Source organism: Pseudomonas sp. LBUM1663, assembly GCF_059695905.1.
Genome location: NZ_CP166792.1, coordinates 6047856 through 6069516, shown reverse-complemented (window position 1 = coordinate 6069516; position 21661 = coordinate 6047856). Strand labels below are relative to the sequence as shown.

16 protein-coding genes are annotated in these 21661 nt (G+C 60.0%); 12 read left to right on the top strand and 4 right to left on the bottom strand.

Annotated features, from left to right (window positions below; genetic code table 11):
• Positions 1–100: 100 nt before the first annotated feature.
• From ACA075_RS27845 to ACA075_RS27835, 3 genes are all read right to left on the bottom strand, one after another.
• Entirely contained in the window at positions 101–2002 is a 1902-nt protein-coding gene (locus tag ACA075_RS27845; protein WP_497296362.1) for a PhoX family protein, read from the bottom strand.
• A 58-nt stretch (positions 2003–2060) separates the two neighbouring features.
• Positions 2061–2825 (bottom strand): TOBE domain-containing protein, encoded by a 765-nt coding sequence (locus ACA075_RS27840; protein ID WP_497296361.1) that lies wholly within the window; start codon positions 2823–2825, stop codon positions 2061–2063.
• Positions 2826–3014: 189 nt separating this feature from the next.
• Entirely contained in the window at positions 3015–3755 is a 741-nt protein-coding gene (locus tag ACA075_RS27835; RefSeq protein WP_497296360.1) for a ComF family protein, read from the bottom strand.
• Between the two features lie 90 nt (positions 3756–3845).
• Here ACA075_RS27835 and bioB point away from each other — a divergent pair, with 90 nt between their 5' ends.
• The 11 genes from bioB to ACA075_RS27780 all read left to right on the top strand — a co-directional run bounded on the left by bioB (position 3846) and on the right by ACA075_RS27780 (position 18939).
• Positions 3846–4901: a biotin synthase BioB gene (gene bioB, locus ACA075_RS27830; RefSeq protein ID WP_497296359.1), complete on the top strand. Its 1056-nt coding sequence runs from the start codon at positions 3846–3848 to the stop codon at positions 4899–4901.
• 172 nt (positions 4902–5073) lie between these two features.
• Positions 5074–6252 carry an 8-amino-7-oxononanoate synthase gene (gene bioF, locus ACA075_RS27825; protein WP_497296358.1) on the top strand — a complete coding sequence of 393 codons (1179 nt, stop codon included), beginning with the start codon at positions 5074–5076 and terminating at the stop codon, positions 6250–6252.
• Positions 6245–6976: an alpha/beta fold hydrolase gene (locus tag ACA075_RS27820; protein WP_497296357.1), complete on the top strand. Its 732-nt coding sequence runs from the start codon at positions 6245–6247 to the stop codon at positions 6974–6976. The genes bioF and ACA075_RS27820 overlap by 8 nt, the downstream gene beginning before the upstream one ends.
• A complete protein-coding gene (bioC, locus tag ACA075_RS27815) occupies positions 6969–7781 on the top strand; it encodes a malonyl-ACP O-methyltransferase BioC (protein ID WP_497296356.1) in 813 nt (270 codons plus the stop codon). The genes ACA075_RS27820 and bioC overlap by 8 nt, the downstream gene beginning before the upstream one ends.
• Positions 7778–8458, top strand: coding sequence for a dethiobiotin synthase (gene bioD, locus ACA075_RS27810; RefSeq protein ID WP_497296355.1), 681 nt, complete (start codon positions 7778–7780; stop codon positions 8456–8458). The genes bioC and bioD overlap by 4 nt, the downstream gene beginning before the upstream one ends.
• Before the next feature lie 107 nt (positions 8459–8565).
• The gene (locus ACA075_RS27805) at positions 8566–8862 is read left to right on the top strand and encodes a pyrroloquinoline quinone biosynthesis protein PqqE (RefSeq protein ID WP_497296354.1); all 297 of its coding nucleotides are present in this window, start codon (positions 8566–8568) and stop codon (positions 8860–8862) included.
• 279 nt (positions 8863–9141) lie between these two features.
• On the top strand, positions 9142–10947 hold the full coding sequence (locus ACA075_RS27800; RefSeq protein WP_497296353.1) for a phenylacyl-CoA dehydrogenase: 1806 nt from the start codon (positions 9142–9144) through the stop codon (positions 10945–10947).
• Positions 10948–11425: 478 nt separating this feature from the next.
• Complete coding sequence (locus tag ACA075_RS27795; RefSeq protein WP_497296352.1) at positions 11426–13564, top strand: cytochrome-c peroxidase; 2139 nt, start codon at positions 11426–11428, stop codon at positions 13562–13564.
• A gap of 147 nt (positions 13565–13711) precedes the next feature.
• Positions 13712–15001 (top strand): GGDEF domain-containing protein, encoded by a 1290-nt coding sequence (locus ACA075_RS27790; RefSeq protein ID WP_497296351.1) that lies wholly within the window; start codon positions 13712–13714, stop codon positions 14999–15001.
• Positions 15002–15091: 90 nt separating this feature from the next.
• Positions 15092–16888 (top strand): acyl-CoA dehydrogenase C-terminal domain-containing protein, encoded by a 1797-nt coding sequence (locus tag ACA075_RS27785; RefSeq protein WP_497296350.1) that lies wholly within the window; start codon positions 15092–15094, stop codon positions 16886–16888.
• Between the two features lie 272 nt (positions 16889–17160).
• Positions 17161–18939: an acyl-CoA dehydrogenase C-terminal domain-containing protein gene (locus ACA075_RS27780; RefSeq protein WP_497296349.1), complete on the top strand. Its 1779-nt coding sequence runs from the start codon at positions 17161–17163 to the stop codon at positions 18937–18939.
• A gap of 227 nt (positions 18940–19166) precedes the next feature.
• Here the strand turns inward: ACA075_RS27780 and ACA075_RS27775 are convergent, their stop codons facing one another.
• A complete protein-coding gene (locus tag ACA075_RS27775) occupies positions 19167–20096 on the bottom strand; it encodes a LysR family transcriptional regulator (RefSeq protein WP_497296348.1) in 930 nt (309 codons plus the stop codon).
• Between the two features lie 169 nt (positions 20097–20265).
• Between ACA075_RS27775 and ACA075_RS27770 the strand changes: the two genes are divergently transcribed.
• Positions 20266–21507 carry an aspartate aminotransferase family protein gene (locus ACA075_RS27770; protein ID WP_497296347.1) on the top strand — a complete coding sequence of 414 codons (1242 nt, stop codon included), beginning with the start codon at positions 20266–20268 and terminating at the stop codon, positions 21505–21507.
• Positions 21508–21661: the final 154 nt, after the last annotated feature.

Below are 21661 nucleotides of genomic sequence, written 5' to 3'. Positions count from 1 at the left end.
TCGCGGGCAAGCCCGCTCCCACAGTGATCTCCAGTGTTTGCCAAATAGTGTGCACACTCCGGAACCCTGTGGGAGCGGGCTTGCCCGCGAAGAGGCCCGATCAGGCGCCGACGATCCCGCCATCTTCACGCGTGATAGCCATCACCGAAGACCGCGGCTTGCCATTCGGCAGATGCTCAGGGAACGTCGATCCACCGTTCTCCCCCGGATGCTGGATCCCGACAAACAACGTCTTCTGATCCGGCGAAAAGCTGATCCCCGTGACCTCGCAGCCCACCGGCCCAACCATGAACCGACGAATCTCCCCGGTCACCGGGTCGGCACACAGCATCTGGTTGTTGCCCATGCCGGCAAAATCCCCGGCATTGCTTGAATCGCCATCAGTGAGAATCCACAACCGCCCGGCCTTGTCGAAGCCCAGGCCATCCGGGCTGTTGAACATGTTCTGTGGCGTGATGTTCGACGAACCACCCTTCGGCGTACCGGCGTGGACGCCCGGATTACCGGCGACCACAAACAGGTCCCAGGCAAAGCTTTTCGAGCCGTGATCGTCGCGGTCAGTGCGCCAGCGCAGAATCTGCCCGTAGACGTTCTTCTCGCGTGGGTTTGGCCCGCCCACGGGTTGGCCGTCCTCGCCACGCTTGGCGTTGTTGGTCAGCGTGCAATAGACCTGGCCATCCTTGGGGCTGACGACGATCCATTCCGGACGGTCCATGCGCGTGGCCTTCACCACGCTGGCCGCGAGGCGCGCGTGAATCAGCACTTCGGCCTGATCGGCAAAACCGCTGCTGGCGTCGATCCCGTTTTTACCGTGGGTCAGTTCGATCCATTCGCCCTTGCCTTTGGGGTGATCGGCATTGCTGTCGCCTGCATCGAAGCGCGCCACGTACAAGGTGCCGTGGTCCAGCAGGTCGCGGTTGGCCTTGGGGTTTTTGTGGTTGATTTTGTCGCGGCTGACGAACTTGTAGATGAACTCGCCGCGCTCATCGTCGCCCATGTACACCACGGCGTGACCGTCATGGGTTTCAGCTAGCGCAGCGTTTTCATGTTTGAAGCGGCCCAGCGCGGTCCGTTTGACCGGCGTCGATTGCGGATCGAACGGGTCGATTTCCACCACCCAACCGTGACGGTTGAGTTCGTTCGGATTTTTCGCCAGGTCGAACCGCTCATCGTGTTGATGCCAGTTGATCTCTTTACTGGCCGCCACTGCGCCGTAGCGCTTCTGCGCGGCATCGAACTTCTGCTCGGCATTGCTGCTGCCGAAGCAATCGGTGAAGTTCTCTTCGCAGGTCAGGTACGTGCCCCACGGCGTCTTGCCGTTGGCGCAGTTCTGGAAGGTGCCAAGAACATTCTTGCCGTGCGGATCGGCGCTGGTTTTCACCAGTGCGTGGCCGGCAGCCGGGCCGCTCAGGCTGATCGGCGCGTTGCCGTGAATGCGCCGGTTGTAGCGCGAGCCCTGGACGAATTGCCACTGGCCGTTCTTGCGTTGCACTTCGATCACCGACACGCCTTCGCAAGCCAAGGCTTTGTGCACGTCCCCGGCCGATTGCGGCATGCCGCCGTGCGGGTAGAGATAACGGTAGTTGGTGTATTCGTTATTGATCGCCATCAGCGCCCGGTCTTTCTCACCCGGAAATTCGAACAGGCTCATGCCGTCGTTGTTGTCACCGAACTGGACTTCCTGCTGCTCGGCGGTGCCGTTACCGCTCGGGTCAAATGCCGGACCGTTCTTTTGCAGTGGCTGGCCCCAACTGATCAGCACCGAAGACTTGTAGCCCGGCGGCAGGGTGATGGCGTCGCTGGTGGCGGCGGGGATGCTGTCAAAACCCAACAGTTTGCTGGAGCCTGCGCTGACACTCGCGGCCAGTACGCTGCGGCTCAGCAGGTTACCACCGAGGAACATGGCCGCACCGCAGAGGGCGCCGGCGCTGATGAAACCGCGACGGCTGAGGCCGACCATTTTCTCGAGGTCGGTGGACTGGTTTTCTTCTAATAGGCTCACATCAGGCTCCCTGCTGGTTTTTGCAGTCACCTTAAAGAGCAACGATGAAGCTTTTGTTTCAGAGCGGTGTACCGAGCAAAACGTTGGACGGCGCGAACTGCACCCGCACCGGTTTGTCAGCGGCAAGCCCCTGGCTTTTCAAGTGCAGCGGCTCGGCCAGCGCGCAGAGGGTCTGGCCATTGGGCAGGCCGATGCGCACTTCACTGGGGCCGTCTTGGGCGTCGAGTATTTGTTCGATGATGCCATTCAGGACGTTGTTGCCCGGTGTTGCTTGTTGATCGATGCCCAGCAACTCCAGCCAACCGGCCTTGATCAGGGCCACGACTTCGGTGCCGGCCTCCAGCTCCAGGCGCAGGGTGCTGTCGTGCGTGATCTGCGCATCGAGGGTCAAGCCTTCGGCCAGTTCGAGGCGAATCCGGTCGTTGTGCCCTTGGGTATCAATCGCCACAACCTTGCCATGCAGTTGATTGCGCGCGCTGGTTCTGAGCATCAGCCGACCGAGCAGATCCAGGTCGCTGGCATCTTCGGCGGCTTCCAGCACCTGGGCCTGCAAGGCTTGCAGCTTTTGATACAGGCGCAGCACTCGCTGCCCTTCGCTTGAAAGCTTGGCGCCACCACCGCCCTTGCCGCCGACGCTGCGTTCCACCAGCGGTTTTTGCGCGAGGTTGTTCAGCTCGTCGATGGCGTCCCACGCCGCCTTGTAACTCAGCCCCGCACTTTTTGCGGCGCGGGTGATCGAGCCCTGTTCGGCGATGTGCTGCAGCAAGGCGATGCGCTGCGGGCGACGGACAATGTGCTGGGACAACAATGTGGGCAAGGACATGGCTATGCGCTTTGGGCTGTGGCGATGGGAAGGACGTTGGCGGCTTGGGCTACGTGAGTCAAGTCAGACCCTGCCCTTTGTGGGAGCGAGCCTGCTCGCGAAAGCGGTCTGTCCGTTAACAACATTGTTGAATGTGACGGCCTCATCGCGAGCAGGCTCGCTCCCACAGGGTTTGTGTGTGGCTTTGAGTCAGTCTGCGTCACCGGGTTTGGGTGTGCGGGCCAGGCAATAAACATCGACCCGTGCGGCGCCCGCATCCATCAACAGGCGAGCCAGGGCCTGAGCCGTGGCGCCGGTGGTCAGCACATCGTCCACTATCGCGAGGTGCCGGCCCTTGATGGATGCTCCGGGCGCCAGGGCGAAGGCATTGCGCAGGTTCTTCTTGCGCGCATCGGCATTCAGGTCCTGTTGCGCGCTGGTGTCCTGAATCCTCAGCAGCAGTTTTTCATCGCAAGGGATGTCGAGGCTCCTACTGAGCCAGCGGGCGAGCATCGCGGCCTGGTTGAAACCCCGTTGACGCAGGCGTTTTGCAGCCAGCGGAACAGGGACCAGAGCGTCGGGCCGATCAAGGTCCTCATCGAAGCGATGTTGCAGGAACTGCGCGAGAAGTTCGCCGAGCAGGCGGCCAAACGGCCACTTGGCGCTGTGCTTGAAGCGCGTGATTAATGTGTCCACCGGAAAGCTGTACGTCCAGGGCGCGGCGACCCGCTCGAAGGCCGGCGGCAGCTTTAAACATGGACCACACGTCAGGCCCGACGCAGGCAAGGGCAGGGCGCAGGTCTGGCAGTGATCGCCCAGCCAGGGCAGGTCGGTTTCACAGGCCATGCAGATGGGCCTGACGTCTTCGGTGGCTTCACTGCAGAGCAAGCAGTGTTGGTTATTGTTTAACCAGATGTAAACCGGTCCTACGTATCGTGGTTGACAGCGCATCACTCTTCCTTAAATATGCCGAACATCCGTGTCGCGTCTGTGGGTATTCCCTTCCCCAGCCGCTTGCCAAGCATAAACAAGGAAACGCCCATGAGCGCCAGCACCTCTGCCACCCTGCGTCATGACTGGTCTTTGGCCGAAGTCAAAGCACTCTTCGTTCAGCCATTCAACGACCTGTTGTTCCAGGCGCAAACGGTGCATCGCGCGCATTTCGACGCCAACCGCGTCCAGGTTTCCACCCTGCTGTCGATCAAGACCGGCGCCTGCCCGGAAGATTGCAAATATTGTCCGCAGTCCGGTCACTACAACACCGGCCTGGAAAAAGAAAAACTGATGGAAGTGCAGAAGGTCCTCGAAGAGGCCGCTCGCGCCAAGGCCATCGGTTCGACCCGTTTCTGCATGGGCGCGGCGTGGAAACACCCGTCGGCCAAAGACATGCCTTACGTGCTGGAAATGGTCAAAGGCGTGAAAGCCATGGGCCTGGAAACCTGCATGACCCTCGGTCGCCTGGATCAGGACCAGACCGTTGCGCTGGCCGACGCCGGCCTCGACTACTACAACCACAACCTCGATACCTCGCCGGAGTTCTACGGCAGCATCATCACCACCCGCACCTACAGCGAGCGCCTGCAAACCCTGGCCTACGTGCGTGATTCGGGGATGAAGATCTGCTCCGGCGGCATCCTCGGCATGGGCGAGTCCCTCGATGACCGCGCCAATCTGCTGATCCAGCTGGCCAACCTGCCAGAGCATCCAGAATCGGTGCCGATCAACATGCTGGTGAAAGTCGCTGGTACGCCGCTGGAAAATGCCGAAGACATCGACCCGTTCGACTTCATCCGCATGCTCGCCGTCGCGCGCATCCTGATGCCGCAATCCCACGTGCGCCTGTCCGCCGGCCGCGAAGCGATGAACGAGCAGATGCAGGCCCTGGCGTTCTTCGCCGGTGCCAACTCGATTTTCTACGGCGAAAAACTGCTGACCACCGCCAACCCGCAGGCCGACAAGGACATGCAACTGTTCTCGCGCCTGGGCATCCTGCCGGAAGCGCGCGAAGAGCACGCGGACGAAGTGCATCAGGCGGCGATCGAACAAGCGCTGGTTGAGCAGAAGAGCAGCGAGCAGTTTTACAACGCTGCTGTTTAACGCTTCAACGATCCTTTTGAAGGAATGCAAAACCCTGTGGGAGCGGGCTTGCCCGCGATAGCGATTGATCAGTCGACATCTATGTTGAATGTGACGCCGTCAACGCGGGCAAGCCCGCTCCCACAGGTACTGAGAACTTTCCGTAATCTGTGATCCGAACTGCGAGGCCTGCATGTCTTTCGATCTCGCCGCACGCCTTGCTGCCCGTCGTGCCGAAAACCTCTACCGCCAGCGCCCATTGCTCGAAAGCCCTCAAGGCCCGGAAGTGGTGGTCGACGGTCAGCCGTTGCTGGCGTTCTGCAACAACGACTACCTGGGCCTGGCCAATCACCCACAAGTGATCGAAGCCTGGCGCGCCGGCGCTGCTCGTTGGGGCGTCGGTGGCGGGGCGTCGCACCTGGTCATCGGCCACAGCACGCCGCATCACGCGCTGGAAGAAGCCTTGGCCGACCTGACCGGTCGCCCGCGTGCGCTGCTGTTCACCACCGGGTACATGGCCAACCTCGGCGCGGTCACCGCGTTGATCGGGCAGGGCGATACGGTGCTGGAAGACCGCCTCAATCACGCGTCGTTACTGGATGCCGGTTTGTTGTCCGGCGCACGTTTCAATCGCTATCTGCACAACGACGCGGCCAGTCTGGCCAAGCGGCTGGAGAAGGCCACCGGCAATACGCTGGTGGTCACCGACGGCGTGTTCAGCATGGACGGTGATATCGCCGATTTGCCGGCGCTGGCCCGGGAAGCCAAGGCCAAAGGCGCGTGGCTGATGGTCGATGACGCCCATGGCTTCGGTCCGCTGGGCGCCAACGGTGGCGGGATCGTCGAGCATTTCGGCCTGAGCCAGGAAGACGTGCCGGTACTGGTTGGCACCCTCGGCAAGGCGTTCGGCACCGCAGGTGCCTTTGTGGCCGGGAGCGAAGAGCTGATCGAAAGCCTGATCCAGTTTGCCCGCCCGTACATCTACACCACCAGCCAACCGCCGGCCCTCGCTTGCGCGACGCTGAAAAGCCTTGAGCTGCTGCGCACTGAACATTGGCGTCGCGAGCATCTGAAGACGCTGATCCGCCAGTTCCGCCATGGCGCTGAACAGATCGGCCTGGAGTTGATGGACAGCTTCACACCGATCCAGCCCATCATGATCGGCGATGCCGGGCGTGCGATGCGACTGTCGCAGATGCTGCGTGAGCGCGGTTTGATGGTCACGGCGATTCGACCGCCCACCGTGCCCGCCGGCAGCGCCCGTCTGCGCGTGACCCTGACCGCTGCTCACAGCGAGGCGCAGGTGCAGCTATTGTTGAACGGACTGGCCGATTGTTTTAAACAACTTGGACCGGAGCCACGCCATGCGTGATCGACTGATTCTGCTGCCCGGTTGGGGCCTCGGAATTTCACCGCTGGAGCCTTTGGCGGCCGCCTTGCAGGGGCTGGATGAGCATCTGCGGGTCGAGATCGAGCCGTTGCCGGAACTGGAATCGAGCGATCTTGAGGAATGGATCGATGAACTGGATTCGACGATCCCGCAAGACGCCTGGCTCGGTGGCTGGTCCCTCGGTGGCATGCTTGCGTCTGAACTGGCGGCGCGTCGTGGTGATCGTTGCTGCGGCTTGCTGACCTTGGCGAGCAACCCTTCTTTTGTCGCCCAAGAGCAATGGCCGAGCGCGATGCCTGGCGAAACCTTCGACGCGTTCCTGGCCGGCTGCAAGGCCGATCCGCGGATGACGCTGAAGCGCTTTTCCCTCCTTTGCGCTCAAGGGTCCGAAGACCCACGCGGACTGTCGCGTCTGTTGCTCGGTGGTGCGCCAAATGCCTCTGCGTCGATATTGATGAGCGGACTGGAAGTGCTCGCACAACTGGACACCCGCCAGGCGTTGCAGGCGTTTCGTGGCCCACAATTGCATTTGTTCGCCGGGCTCGACGGCTTGGTCCCGGCCGAAGCGGCCGGAGACCTTCTGGCCTTGCTGCCAGACGTCGAAATCGGCCTGATTGAACAGGCCAGCCATGCGTTTCTTCTGGAAGACCCCCACGGTGTGGCGGGGGCGATCCAGGCCTTTTTGCACGAGTCCGGTGATGACTGATTTATCCCTCCCCACTCTGCCTAGCGGTTTGCCCGACAAGCGCCAGGTAGCAGCATCCTTCTCCCGCGCGGCTGCGAGCTACGACAGCGTGGCCGAATTGCAGCGCGATGTTGGCAGTCAGTTGTTGAACCGTTTACCCGATGATTTTGTGCCGGGTGTCTGGCTGGATCTGGGCTGCGGAACCGGGCATTTCAGCCGCGTATTGGGCCAGCACTTTCCTTCGGGCAACGGGCTGGCCATGGACATCGCCGAGGGCATGCTCAACCACGCCCGGCCATTGGGCGGCGCCACCCATTTCATCGCCGGGGATGCGGAGCGTTTGCCGCTGCAGGATTCGACCTGTGATCTGATCTTCTCCAGCCTGGCGGTGCAGTGGTGCGCGGATTTCGAATCGGTGCTCAGTGAGGCGTATCGGGCGCTGAAACCGGGTGGGATTTTCGCGTTTGCTAGTCTTTGTGTAGGAACGCTATTTGAGTTGCGTGACAGCTGGCGTCAAGTGGATGGCATGGTGCACGTCAATCGCTTCCGCGAGTTCGGTATTTATCAACAGCTGTGCGCGGCCAGTGGCTTGCGGGTTGTCAGTCTGGAGACCCGTCCTCACGTGTTGCATTACCCGGACGTGCGCAGCCTGACGCATGAACTCAAGGCGTTGGGCGCGCACAATTTGAACCCCGGTCGGCCGGGCGGTTTGACCGGTCGGGCGCGGCTCCTCGGCTTGGTCGAGGCTTATGAGCAGTTTCGTCAGGCCGAAGGATTGCCGGCGACTTATCAAGTGGTCTACGCCGTGTTGGAGAAACCCATATGAGCGCTGCTTATTTCATCACCGGCACGGACACTGATGTCGGCAAGACCACCATTGCTGCAGGTTTGTTGCATGCCGCGCGGTCGGCAGGCATGAGCACGGCGGCGGGTAAACCGGTCGCTTCCGGCTGTGATGTGACGCCCAAGGGGTTGCGTAATTCCGATGCGCTGGCGCTGTTGGCCGAGTGCTCGCTGCCGCTGACTTATGCACAGGTCAACCCGGTGGCGTTCGAACCGCCGATCGCTCCGCACCTGGCTGCGCGGGAGGCGGGCGTGGCGCTGACGGTGCAGTCACTGTTGACGCCGATGCTCGAAATTCTCGACATGCAGGCGGATTTCACCTTGATCGAAGGCGCCGGCGGCTGGCGCGTGCCGTTAGCGGATCAGGACAATCTGTCTGATCTGGCGATGGCGCTGGATCTGCCGGTGATCCTGGTGGTCGGCGTGCGCCTGGGTTGCATCAATCATGCGCTGCTGACTGCCGAGGCGATTGCCCTGGACGGTTTGCAGCTGGCAGGGTGGGTGGCCAATATCATCGATTCGAAGACCTCACGCCTGGAAGAGAACCTCGCGACGCTCGCCGAGCGGATTCCCGCGCCTTGCCTTGGACGGGTGCCAAAACTCAAATCGGTCACCGCAGAAGCGGTGGCGGAGCATCTGCAACTGGATTTGCTGGATTGAGGTTTTGCCTATGACAAGGCACTGTGCCATTAGTGTTTTTGTCGGGCCTTTTGCCATCAGGTCTGGTTCAATGGCCACAGTTAATCCTTTGTAGGACGAGTTCCCCTATGGAAATCTCAGGAAACACCGCTTTTTATGCTGGTCTGAGCACTATTCAGGCAGGGCAGAACCGTGTCGATCAGGCTTCCAGCCAGATCGCGAGCAGCACCATTGAGCGTTCGGTGACCAGCCAGTCTTCCGTGGTTCAAGTAGACCGCCTGCGTTCGGTTGACCGCAGCCAGCAATCGGACCTGGCCAGCAATATGGTCGAGATGGCCCAAGGCAAGTTTCAGGTTGAGGCGGGCGCCAAAGTCGCCAAGGCTTCCGATGAAGTGCTTGGCACGTTGATCGATACCTTCGCTTGATCCATCGCTGAATCCGCACTACCCAAACGCCGCGACTATTCGCGGCGTTTTTGTGCGTAAGTCCTTCTCCCTCAACTAATCTTTCCTGCATGGCCTGTTGCGTTGTCAACGGCGGCAGTGTGGCTGCGTGTCCGGCATTTGCGCGTGTGATGACGAACGGCAAAAGATCGGCGCTTGACAAGATTTGGGCGTAAACGTATGTTTCAAACAACTGTTTGACCGTCACAACAAATCAACACGGTCGTTCATTCCCGGTTACATCAGCAGAGGTTTATCGCTATGCCTGACTACAAGGCCCCCTTGCGTGATATTCGCTTCGTTCGTGACGAACTGCTCGGCTACGAAGCGCACTATCAGAGCCTTCCGGCTTGCGCAGACGCAACTCCAGACATGGTTGACGCCATTCTCGAAGAAGGCGCCAAGTTTTGTGAGCAGGTGCTGGCTCCGCTGAACCGCGTGGGTGACACCGAAGGCTGCACCTGGAGCGAGTCCGGCGTTAAAACCCCGACTGGCTTCAAAGAAGCCTACAAGCAATTCGTTGAAGGCGGCTGGCCAAGCCTGGCCCACGACGTAGAGCACGGCGGCCAGGGTCTGCCCGAGTCTCTGGGTCTGGCCGTCAGCGAAATGGTTGGCGAAGCCAACTGGTCGTGGGGCATGTACCCAGGCCTGTCGCACGGCGCGATGAACACCATTTCCGAGCACGGCACGCCTGAGCAGCAAGAGGCTTACCTGACCAAACTGGTGTCCGGCGAATGGACCGGCACCATGTGCCTGACCGAACCGCACTGCGGCACCGATCTGGGCATGTTGCGCACCAAGGCCGAACCTCAGGCCGACGGTTCCTACAAAGTCTCCGGCACCAAGATCTTCATCTCGGCCGGTGAACACGACATGGCCGACAACATCGTCCACATCGTGCTGGCTCGCCTGCCGGATGCGCCGGCTGGCACCAAAGGTATTTCGCTGTTCATCGTGCCGAAGTTCATGCCGAACGCAGACGGTTCGATCGGCGCACGCAACGCCGTGAGCTGTGGTTCCCTGGAACACAAAATGGGCATCCACGGCAACGCCACTTGCGTGATGAACTTCGACGCGGCCACCGGTTTCCTGATCGGCCCGGCGAACAAAGGCCTGAACTGCATGTTCACCTTTATGAACACCGCTCGTCTGGGCACCGCGCTGCAAGGTCTGGCCCACGCCGAGATCGGCTTCCAGGGCGGCCTGAAATACGCCCGCGATCGTCTGCAAATGCGCTCGCTGACTGGCCCGAAAGCGCCGGAAAAAGCCGCTGACCCGATCATCGTTCACCCTGATGTACGTCGCATGCTGTTGACCATGAAAGCGTTCGCCGAAGGCAACCGCGCGATGGTTTACTTCACTGCCAAGCAAGTCGACATCGTCAAATACGGCGTAGACGAAGAAGAGAAGAAGAAAGCCGACGCACTGCTGGCCTTCATGACTCCAATCGCCAAAGCCTTCATGACTGAAGTCGGCTTCGAATCCGCCAACCACGGCGTGCAAATCTACGGCGGACACGGCTTCATCGCCGAGTGGGGCATGGAGCAGAACGTTCGCGACAGCCGCATTTCGATGCTGTACGAAGGCACCACCGGTATCCAGGCACTCGACCTGCTGGGCCGTAAAGTGCTGATGACTCAAGGCGAAGCCCTCAAAGGCTTCACCAAGATCGTCCACAAGTTCTGCCAGACCAACGAAGGCAACGACGCGGTCAAAGAGTTCGTCGAGCCATTGGCTGCGCTGAACAAAGAATGGGGCGAGCTGACCATGAAGGTCGGTATGGCTGCCATGAAGGATCGCGAAGAAGTCGGCGCGGCGTCGGTGGACTACCTGATGTACTCCGGTTACGCCTGCCTGGCCTACTTCTGGGCTGACATGGCGCGTCTGGCTGCCGAGAAACTGGCCGCCGGCACCTCCGAAGAGGCGTTCTACACCGCCAAGCTGCAGACTGCGCGCTTCTACTTCCAGCGCATCCTGCCGCGTACCCGCACTCACGTTGCAACCATGCTGTCGGGTGCCAACAACTTGATGGACATGAAAGAAGAGAACTTCGCGCTGGGCTACTAAGCCTTAACGCTGCTCTTCATAAAGCCGCTACGCCTTCGGGGGTAGCGGCTTTTTTGTTTGAAAAATAATAAAACCAGCCGCCCACGACTAATTAAGAACACCGATGACGGTGAACTATTTGTTGGATATTTGTTTAAAAAACATCTCTAGATAAACCGGGTAGTTACTTGTGTTGCAATTCCGCTGCCAAGTCGCAAACTTTACCGTGAGTGCCGGGTTCGCGGGGTCATATCCCTTGTTTCGCTGGGGCGGATGCCCAAAGGTGGGGGAGTTTCACCAAAGTTGAGGGGGGTAATACGGGGGAAAATTTATTTGTATTTTTCCTGTTGAAATTATTTGTTACGACTACAGTTCAATTAAAGCGCCTGCCACGGTGCCTTCTATTGGCGTTTCACTTATACGTCGACAAAGAGACAACTTTGTCCGTTGAGCTGCGCCTCATGCCCGGCAACTCCACTATTAGAACGGGAGTGTCATCATGGTGAACTTGAGTCTCTTTCGAGCTATCCGCCTGGCCTGCGCACTCGCGCTCGGCCTGATAACAATTTGTCTGCCTTTCAAGAATGCTTTCGCCGCTGACGTGCCAGAAGTTGATCTTCCCGTGCCGGAAGTACCGTCCTTGCAGTCACTGCGCGGCATGACACCACCCGACCCCTCTGGCACCGAAGGCGGACGCAAAGTCGATCTGATGACCGACTACGTACTCAATCGCAGCGCCGCCATTCTGTTGGGCAAAGCGCTTTTCTGGGACATGGAGATCGGCAGCGATGGCTCCACGGCGTGCGCGTCGTGCCACTTTCATGCTGGCGTCGATCACCGGATCACCAACCAGATCAACCCGGGCCAGGCGAATACCAGCGCCAACGTTGCGTCGATTTTCAACAAGCCGTTTGTCGCATCCGACATTCCTGGCGACGTGGCTTCCTACGCAACCCTGTCCGGGGGCAAGGGCGGTCCGAACTACACACTCAAGAAAACCGACTTCCCGACCCATGTGCTGGCTGATCCACTGGATCGCAACTCGCCGATCCTCTACTCGACCGACGATGTGGTTGGCTCACAAGGCGTGTTTGACGCCAACTTCGTCAAGCCGCGTCAACCGCGTTTCGACAAATGCACGCAACAGCCGGATGGAATCTTCCAGGTCGGGGGCATCAATGTTCGTCGCGGTACCGGGCGCAACGCACCGACGGTAATCAATGCCGTTTTCAACGTGCGAAATTTCTGGGATGGTCGGGCGAATAATGTCTTCAATGGCTTCTCGCCGTTCGGCAATCGCGACCCCGATGCCGGGATTTTCGTCACCAGCGACCGCAGTGGGGTGGCGGCCAAAGTGCGGCTGGCGCTCAACGATGCTTCTGCCGCGTCGCAGGCCGTGGGCCCGCCTGGCAGTCCGGTTGAAATGTCCTGCGGCGGGCGCACCTTCGCGGACATCGGCCGGCGCATGCTCGATACGCTGATGCTCAAGCAACAGCGGATTTCATCGACCGACTCGGTGCTGGCCCCCGTTTCCGGTGCGCGTCGTCCGACCTACCGTGAACTGATCAAAGCTGCTTTCCAGCCGCGGCTGTGGAATGCCACGCAGCAGGTTTCGCTGGGCGGCGCGCCGTATACGCAGATGGAGGCCAACTTCCCGCTGTTCTTCGGCCTGGCGATTCAGATGTACGAAGCGACTTTGGTTTCGGATCAGGCGCCGCTGGATGCTTACCTGCAAGGTAATCAACAGGCAATGAATGCCCAGCAAGTCGAGGGGATGAAGCTGTTCCTGGGCAAGGGCAAGTGCGTCAATTGCCACGGTGGCGCGGAACTCACCAATGCCGCCAGCCGTTTGCTGTTCCATCCCCGCGAACGCGTCGAACGCATGGTGATGGCCGATAACCTGACTGCGCTGTACGACAACGGCTTCTACAACACAGGGGTACGCCCGACTTCAGAAGACCTGGCGCTCGGCGGGACGGATGCCTGGGGCAATCCGCTGTCATTCACCCGTGAATACAACACCCAACTGCAGGGCGGCAATGTGCCCGATCCGCTGGACGTCGATGTGTGCACATTTGAAGCGTTATTGAACGCGGGATTACCCTGCGACTCGACGCTCAAACCCAATGTGGGTTTCCACGACGCCATCGACGGTGCCTTCAAGACCCCGACGTTGCGCAATATCGCGCTGACCGGACCTTATTTCCACAACGGCAGCCGGTCGACGCTCAAACAGGTCATGGAGTTCTACAACCGGGGCGGCGACCGGCGCGGCTCGGAGGCGAACAACACCAGTGGATTCGATCATTCGAGTGTGAACCAGCACAACACCTCAAACCTCGATCCGGACATGACCGCGTTGAACCTGACGCCCGATGAAGTAGATGCGCTGGTCAAATTCATGGAGGTCGGATTGACCGATCCGCGAGTCGCCTGGGAACAGGCGCCATTCGATCACCCTTCGCTGGTCATACCACAAGGTCATATAGGTGACGAAAACGCCGTAACGCTAAAACCCGTCAGCCCGAAAATAACCACCCGGCAAGCGGCGGACGCGTTGATAACGCTCAAGCCCGTCGGTGCTGAAGGTCGCAGAGTCGAAGAGGGGCCGTTGCTGCCGTTCTACAACGACCTCTGATGGCATAACCGTCACTGGCCACCCGGACTGCGGCCAGTGACGTTGCCTCTAAAAAAACCTGACAAATCGCTCAGTAAGTCGGGATTTCTGCCGTTACAGTAGGTGGGCACAATGCCATCTATTGTCATGACGGTCGGAGCTTTACCCTTGCCGCGTTCTTCCGCTGTACGTTTCAGCCATTTCCTACCGTCGTTACTGCTTTTACTTGCGGGGCTTGCGGCCGCCTACATCAAGGACCTCAACGTCTTTTTCACTTCGCTGTTCAACGTGCTGCCGACCCTGGTGCTGTTGCTCGGTGGTGCGTACTGCGCGGTTTACCGACGTCAGCGCGAACTGTTTCTGATGGTGACGGTGTACATCGCCTACTTTCTGCTCGACACCCAGACCGATTATTACCGCGACAACGGCAAGGTCCGTGAAGACGCAGCAGTGGTGTTCCACCTGTGTTGCCTATTGCTGCCGCTGTTGTTCGGCGTGTTCGCCGCCTGGCAGGAACGCACTCATTTGTTTCAGGACATGGTGGCGCGCTTCGCGGTATTGCTGGCCGTCGGCAGTGTCGCGTTGGGGCTGGAGCAAAGTTATCCCCAGGCCTTGTTGATGTGGCTGTCGGAAATCCGCTGGCCAGCGCTGCATGGCGCCTGGATGAGCCTGATCCAGTTGTCCTATCCCGTGTTCATCGCTTCGTTCCTGCTACTGAGCTGGCAATACTGGCGTAACCCCAGACCCTTGCACGCCGCACAACTGGTCGGGTTGCTCGGGTTGTTCTGGGCACTGCCGAAAACCTTCATCCTGCCGTTCACCCTGAACATCATGTGCAGTCAGGTGATGTTGATGATTGCCGCAGCGGTCGCCCACGAGGCCTATCAAATGGCCTTCCGCGACGAGCTCACCGGTCTGCCGGGTCGTCGCGCCTTGAACGAGCGGATGCAGCGGCTGGGACGCAATTACGTGCTGGCCATGAGCGACGTCGATCACTTCAAGAAATTTAACGACACTCACGGTCACGATGTCGGCGACCAGGTCCTGCGACTGGTCGCCAGCAAGCTGTCGAAAATCGGTGGAGGCGGTAGGGCATATCGCTACGGCGGTGAGGAATTTGCCCTGGTGTTTGCGGGCAAGACCCTGGAAGAGTGCATGCCGCACCTGGAAGTCATCCGCGAGTCCATCGCCACGTACAACATTCAGTTGCGCAACCAAGACGCCCGCCCTCAGGACGACCAGCAAGGTCGCCAGCGTCGCGCGGGGCCGGGCGCTTCAAGCGTGTCGGTGACCGTGAGCATCGGCGTCGCTGAACGCGTGGAGCAGCGCACCCCCGAAAAAGTGCTCAAGTCCGCTGACGAAGCGCTCTACAGCGCCAAGGGCGCCGGGCGAAATTGTGTGGTGGCCTTCGGTCAGACCCGCCGTGGCGCGGTGCGCATGGACGCCGCAGCGGGTTGAGTGATGATGGCGCATTCAGCGTCTGTACTGTGATTGTGAGGCAGGGTGGGCAGCAGTAGGTTTGAACGATCTGCTGACGGAGAAACGACCATGCCCGAATACAAAGCTCCCCTGCGCGACATGCGCTTTTTGATCGACCACGTCTTCGACTTCCACGCCAACTACGCCGCGCTGGGCGCCTCCGACGCGAGCCCGGACATGGTCAATGCGATCCTCGAAGAAGGGGCGAAATTCTGTGAGAACGTTCTCGCGCCGTTGAATCGCTCCGGCGACGAAGAAGGCTGCCATTTCGACAACGGCGTGGTGACAACGCCTACAGGCTTCAAGCAGGCTTTCGCACAGTACGTGGAAGGTGGCTGGCACGGCCTGGCAGCTGATCCGGCGTATGGCGGCCAGGGTTTGCCAAGTTCACTGGGCCTGGTCATCAGTGAAATGGTCGGTTCCAGCAATACCTCGTGGGGCATGTACCCCGGCTTGACCCACGGCGCGATGTCGGCCATCCACGCTCACGGCACCGAAGAGCAGAAGAACACCTACCTGAGCAAACTGACGGCTGGCCAATGGACCGGCACCATGTGCCTGACCGAGGCACATTGCGGCACTGACTTGGGCATCATCAAAACCCGCGCCGTCCCTTCAGCCGACGGCAGCTACGGGATTTCCGGCAGCAAGATCTTTATCTCGGCCGGCGAACACGACATGAGCGACAACATCATTCATCTGGTGTTGGCGAAACTGCCGGATGCTCCGGCAGGCACCAAGGGTATTTCCCTGTTCATCGTTCCCAAATTCCTACCCGATGCCGAGGGTGAAGCCGGCGAGCGCAACGGCGTTTCCTGCGGCTCGATCGAACACAAAATGGGCATCAAGGCCTCGGCCACCTGCGTACTGAACTTCGACGAGGCCAAGGGCTTCCTGATCGGCGAGCCGAACAAGGGCTTGAACTGCATGTTCACCATGATGAACCACGCGCGGCTCGGCACCGGCATGCAGGGGTTGTGTCTGGGGGAGGCGAGTTTCCAGGGTGCGATCAAGTACGCCAACGATCGCCTGCAAATGCGCGCGCTGACCGGCCCGAAAGCGCCGGAAAAAGCCGCTGACCCGATCATCGTTCATCCTGATGTGCGCCGGATGCTACTGACCATGAAAGCCTTCAACGAAGGCAACCGCGCGCTGACCTATTTCACCGCGCAGCTGCTGGACGTGGCGCACCTGAGCCCCGATGAAACGGCGCGTCAGGACGCCGAAGACCTGTTGGCCTTCCTCACGCCGATCTGCAAAGCCTTCATGACCGACACCGGGCTGGAGGTCACCAACCACGGCATGCAAGTGTTCGGCGGTCACGGCTTCATCCGCGAATGGGGCATGGAGCAGTTGGTTCGCGACTGCCGGATTGCGCCGATCTACGAAGGCACCAATGGCATTCAGGCGCTGGATTTACTCGGGCGCAAAGTGCTTGGCAGCCAGGGCAAACTGCTGCGTGGTTTCACCAAAATCGTCCATAAGTTCTGCGCAGCGAATGCCGAGCATCCACAACTGGCCAGCTATGTGGCGCAACTCAATGAGTTGAATCAGCAGTGGGGCGAGCTGACCGCCAAGGTCGGCATGGCCGCGATGAAGAATCCGGACGAAGTCGGTGCAGCGTCGGTGGATTACTTGATGTACAGCGGTTACATCATCCTCGGCTATCTGTGGCTGCGCATGGCGCTTGTGGCCCAGGCGCAACTCGACGCGGGCAGCGGTGATGCCGATTATTGCCAGGGGAAACTGGCAACCAGCGAGTTTTACTTCAAGCGTTTGCTGCCACGCACTGCCGCTCATCGGGCGGCGATAGAGGCTGGAAGTGATTGCCTGATGAAGCTGCCGGCGGAGTTGTTTGCGCTCTGACGATTGTTAAAAGCTTCGCGGGCAAGCCTCCGCTCCTACAGGTTAAGTGTCGTTTGCACCCTATGTGCACGACAAAGGACCTGTAGGAGCGAGGCTTGCCCGCGAATGCGTTCTGGCAGGTGAGAACTGCGCTCAGATAAAATGCTGATGACTAAAAATTACAAAACGGTCACGGCCTGACCCTATGTGTCACAAAAGTTGTTGGGTTACACTCGGACCCAACGAAAACACCATTCCCACGAATCACCTGTTTAGATCTTGCGAGGTTTGCCATGGCTGACTACAAAGCGCCCCTGCGCGATATGCGCTTCGTCCTCAATGAAGTCTTCGAGGTCGCCAAACTCTGGGCGGAGCTGCCTGCGCTGGCCGAGACCGTTGATGCTGAAACCGTCGAAGCCATTCTCGAAGAAGCCGGCAAGGTCACCAGCAAAAGCATCGCGCCCCTGAGCCGTGCAGCTGACGAAGAAGGTTGCCATTGGGCGGACGGAGCCGTCACCACGCCGGCCGGTTTCCCACAGGCTTATCAGACTTACGCTGAAGGCGGCTGGGTCGGTGTCGGTGGCGATCCGACCTACGGCGGCATGGGCATGCCCAAGGCCGTTTCGGCGCAAGTCGAAGAAATGGTCAACTCCGCCAGCCTGTCGTTCGGTCTGTACCCGATGCTGACCGCCGGTGCCTGCCTGTCGATCAACGCCCATGCCAGTGAAGAGCTGAAAGCCGCGTACCTGCCGAACATGTACGCGGGCGTCTGGGCCGGTTCCATGTGCCTGACCGAGCCGCACGCCGGTACGGACTTGGGGATCATCCGCACCAAAGCCGAACCTCAGGCCGACGGTTCCTACAAAGTCAGCGGCACCAAGATCTTCATCACCGGCGGCGAGCACGACCTGACCGAAAACATCATTCACCTGGTGCTGGCCAAACTGCCGGACGCACCGGCGGGGCCGAAAGGCATTTCGCTGTTCCTGGTGCCGAAGTTCATGGTCAATGCCGATGGCAGCCTGGGCGCGCGTAACCCGGCGAACTGCGGTTCGATTGAACACAAGATGGGCATCCAGGCGTCCGCGACGTGCGTGATGAACTTCGACGAAGCCGTGGGTTACCTGGTCGGCGAGCCGAACAAAGGCCTGGCGGCGATGTTCACCATGATGAACTACGAGCGTCTGGGCGTCGGTATCCAAGGCCTGGCCACCGGCGAGCGCTCGTACCAGAACGCCGTCGAATACGCCCGCGACCGTCTGCAAAGCCGTTCGCCGACCGGCGCGCAGAACAAAGACAAAGTCGCTGACCCGATCATCGTCCACCCGGACGTGCGTCGCATGCTGCTGACCATGAAAGCCTCGAACGAAGGCGGCCGTGCATTCTCCACCTACGTGGCCATGCAACTGGACACCGCCAAGTTCAGCGAAGACGCAACTATCCGCAAACGCGCGGAAGATCTGGTTGCACTTCTGACGCCAGTCGCCAAGGCGTTCCTGACTGACCTCGGTCTGGAAACCACCGTGCACGGCCAGCAGGTTTTTGGCGGCCACGGTTACATCCGTGAGTGGGGCCAGGAACAACTGGTGCGCGACGTGCGCATTACCCAGATCTACGAAGGCACCAACGGCATTCAGGCGCTGGACCTGGTGGGACGCAAGATCGTCGGCACGGGTGGGGCGTTCTACAACCTGTTCGCGGATGAAATTCGTCATTTCACTGCCACCGCCAGCGCAGACCTCGTGGAGTTCACCAAGCCGCTGAACGATGCCGTCACCACCCTCGACGAGCTGACTTTGTGGTTGCTGGACCGGGCGAAAAGCAACCCGAACGAAATCGGCGCGGCGTCGGTCGAGTACCTGCAAGCCTTCGGTTACGTGGCTTACGCCTACATGTGGGCGCTGATGGCCAAGGCGGCCTTCGGCAAAGAAGCGCAGGAAGATTTCTATGCGAGCAAGCTGGGCACGGCGCGGTTCTATTTCGCCCGTCTGCTGCCGCGTATTCACTCGCTGAGTGCGTCGGTGAAGGCGGGGAGCGAATCGCTGTTCCTGCTGGATGCCGGACAGTTCTGACCCGATAGCGTCATGTAAGCATTCTCCTACATGACGTGCTGCTGTTCTCCCATAGGCGTAGATTGGATCCAGAGCTAATCTACTTCACATGGACGTCGCGCAGGAAGCGCAAAGCAACAACACGGACACGTAGGATTCTGCCAGGACGGCGGAGTGAAATGGATGTCAGGGAAACAGTCTGCAAAGCCCCGCTTCGGCGGGGTTTTCTTTTGCCCGCAGAAAAGTATTCACCGCAGCCCGTCGAGCGCAGTCGAGCTGTTCAAATGGTCGTCCGGCCCGTTCATCACTTCTTCCAACAGCGTGCGCAATAGGGCCAGCGAGGCTTGTTGCCGCTGCACATCCCGACACACCAATCCGACTTTCAGCGGCACACGCGGCTCGGTCAGCGGTTTCCAGAGCAGTTCATTGTTGCCGAGCGCCTTTTGCGAGCGCCCGGGCAGGACGGTGGCCAGCCGGGTGTGGGGCAGACTGTCGAGAATCCCCGCCATGTTGTTCAGTTCCGCCTGCACCTGCGGCCGTCGTCCCAGATTGGCCAGTTGTGTCTGCCAGATCTGCCGCACTTGAAACTCTTCACCCAGCAACAGCATGGGCAACTCGGCCGCCTGACTCATCGAGACTTTCTTGAATTCACGCAACGGGTGGTCCGCCGGGATCACCAGGGTCAGTTCATCTTCGTACAGCATGACGCCATGCAACCCCGGCTGACGGGGCGGCAGGTAGCTGATGCCGATGTCGAGCGACCCATTGAGCAGTCGCCGCTCGATTTCCAGGCCTGTCAATTCATAGATCTGCACCACCAGATGCGGTTGCGCCTTGCGCACGCGTTCGAGCATTTGCGGCACCAGGCTGGTGTGGACCGTCTGCAACACGCCAATGGCCAAGGTACGTAAGGCCTGACCCTTGAAGTTGCCCAACGCCTCGCGGGCCCGTTGCAGGCCATCGAGCAAGGGCAGGGCGTGGTTGTACAAAGTGTGGGCGGCCAGGGTGGGCAGCAGGCGCTTGCTGCTGCGTTCGAACAGGCTCACATCGAGGTTTTGTTCGAGCTGGCGAATCTGCTGGGACAGTGCCGGTTGGGAGATCGACAGTCGCTCGGCCGCCCGGCCGACGTGGCCTTCTTCGTAGACCGCGACGAAATAACGCAGTTGCTTGAAATCCATAAGGTGCGCTTATCGAAAATGCTGAGAAATCGAAATGGCTCAACGCCGTGACTGAGCCTAGTCTAACCGCATTCACAAGGCTTACAGGGCCAGAGCGCACGATGAATACCGTTTACGTCGATGGTGTTTACATAGGTAAGGCAAAAAACCTCAAGCGGGGTTTCAGCCAATGAATTTGTTCAACTTGCGTCGCTCTCCACCGAGCCTCGACGACTTGGTCGTCGACACTTTCCAACCCTCCAGACGCGACAACCTTTCCAGCGAGTGCCTGATGCCCAGTGTCGAGCGGCCGAAGCAGATTTTTGTCAGAGGCCAAGGATCCTGGCTGTGGGACAGCGATGACCGCGCTTTCCTGGATTTCTCGCAGGGTGGTGGCGCCAATAGCCTGGGCCACAGTCCTTCGGTGCTGGTCAACGCGATCTCGGAACAGGCTCAATCGCTGATCAATCCGGGTTTCGCGCTGCATAACCGCGGCATGCTCAACCTTGCCGAGCGGCTCTGCACCCGCACCGGCAGTGATCAGGCGTATCTGCTCAACAGCGGCACCGAAGCCTGTGAGGCCGCGATTCAACTGGCACGTCAATGGGGTCGACGGTATCGCAGCGGGGCTTCACGGATCATCGTTGCCAGCAACGGCTGCCATGGCCGTAGTCCCGGGACGTTTTCAGAGTCGGACTTTCACCCTGTTCCCTTCAATGATCTGGCGGCGATGCACGCGGCGGTCGATGCCCGGACCGTGGCCATCCTGCTCGAACCGATCCAGAACGAAGCCGGGGTGATTCCTGCCACCGTGCATTACCTCAAGGGTGTCGAACGCCTGTGCCGGGAGCTGGGCATTCTGTTGATCCTCGACGAAGTGCAGACCGGCCTCGGTCGCTGCGGCACTTTGCTTGCCGAACAGGTCCACGGCGTTAGCGCAGATATCGTCGTTCTCGGCGAAGGGCTTGGCGGTGGCGTGCCACTGGCCGCGTTGTTGGCGCGTGGCAAGGCCTGCTGTTTCGAAGTGGGCGATCTGTCGGGCACACATCATGGCAATGCGCTGATGACCGCTGCCGGTCTTGCCGTGTTCAACACGATTCAGGACAAGGGTTTTCTCGATCATGTGGTTGAAACCGGTCAGCACCTGCGCGAAGGCTTGAGTCGTTTGTCCCATCGCTATGGTCACGGCGAGTTGCGCGGGCAAGGGCTGCTCTGGGGACTGACCCTGTCCGACGATTCAGCTGAAGCCGTCGTCAACGCTGCGTTGTACGAAGGCTTGGTGCTCAACGCCCCCCAACCCGATTGCCTGCGCTTTACCCCGGCCCTCAACGTCAGCAACGCCAACATCGACGAAATGCTCCTGCGCCTGTCCCGCGCCTTTTCCCGCGTACGCACCGCACAACTGCAGTGCCGCAAGGGGATTGCGGTCTGATCAGACTTGCCTGCATGAATTCACGAACCGTCTCGCGGTAATAACGCATCGCCCCACGTTGGATCTTTTCGCGTGGGGCGTTTTTTTGTCTCTGCGATTGATGGGTGGGGCCGGTATTCGGCCCAGTTCCTACTGAACCCTGACGAACGGCGCG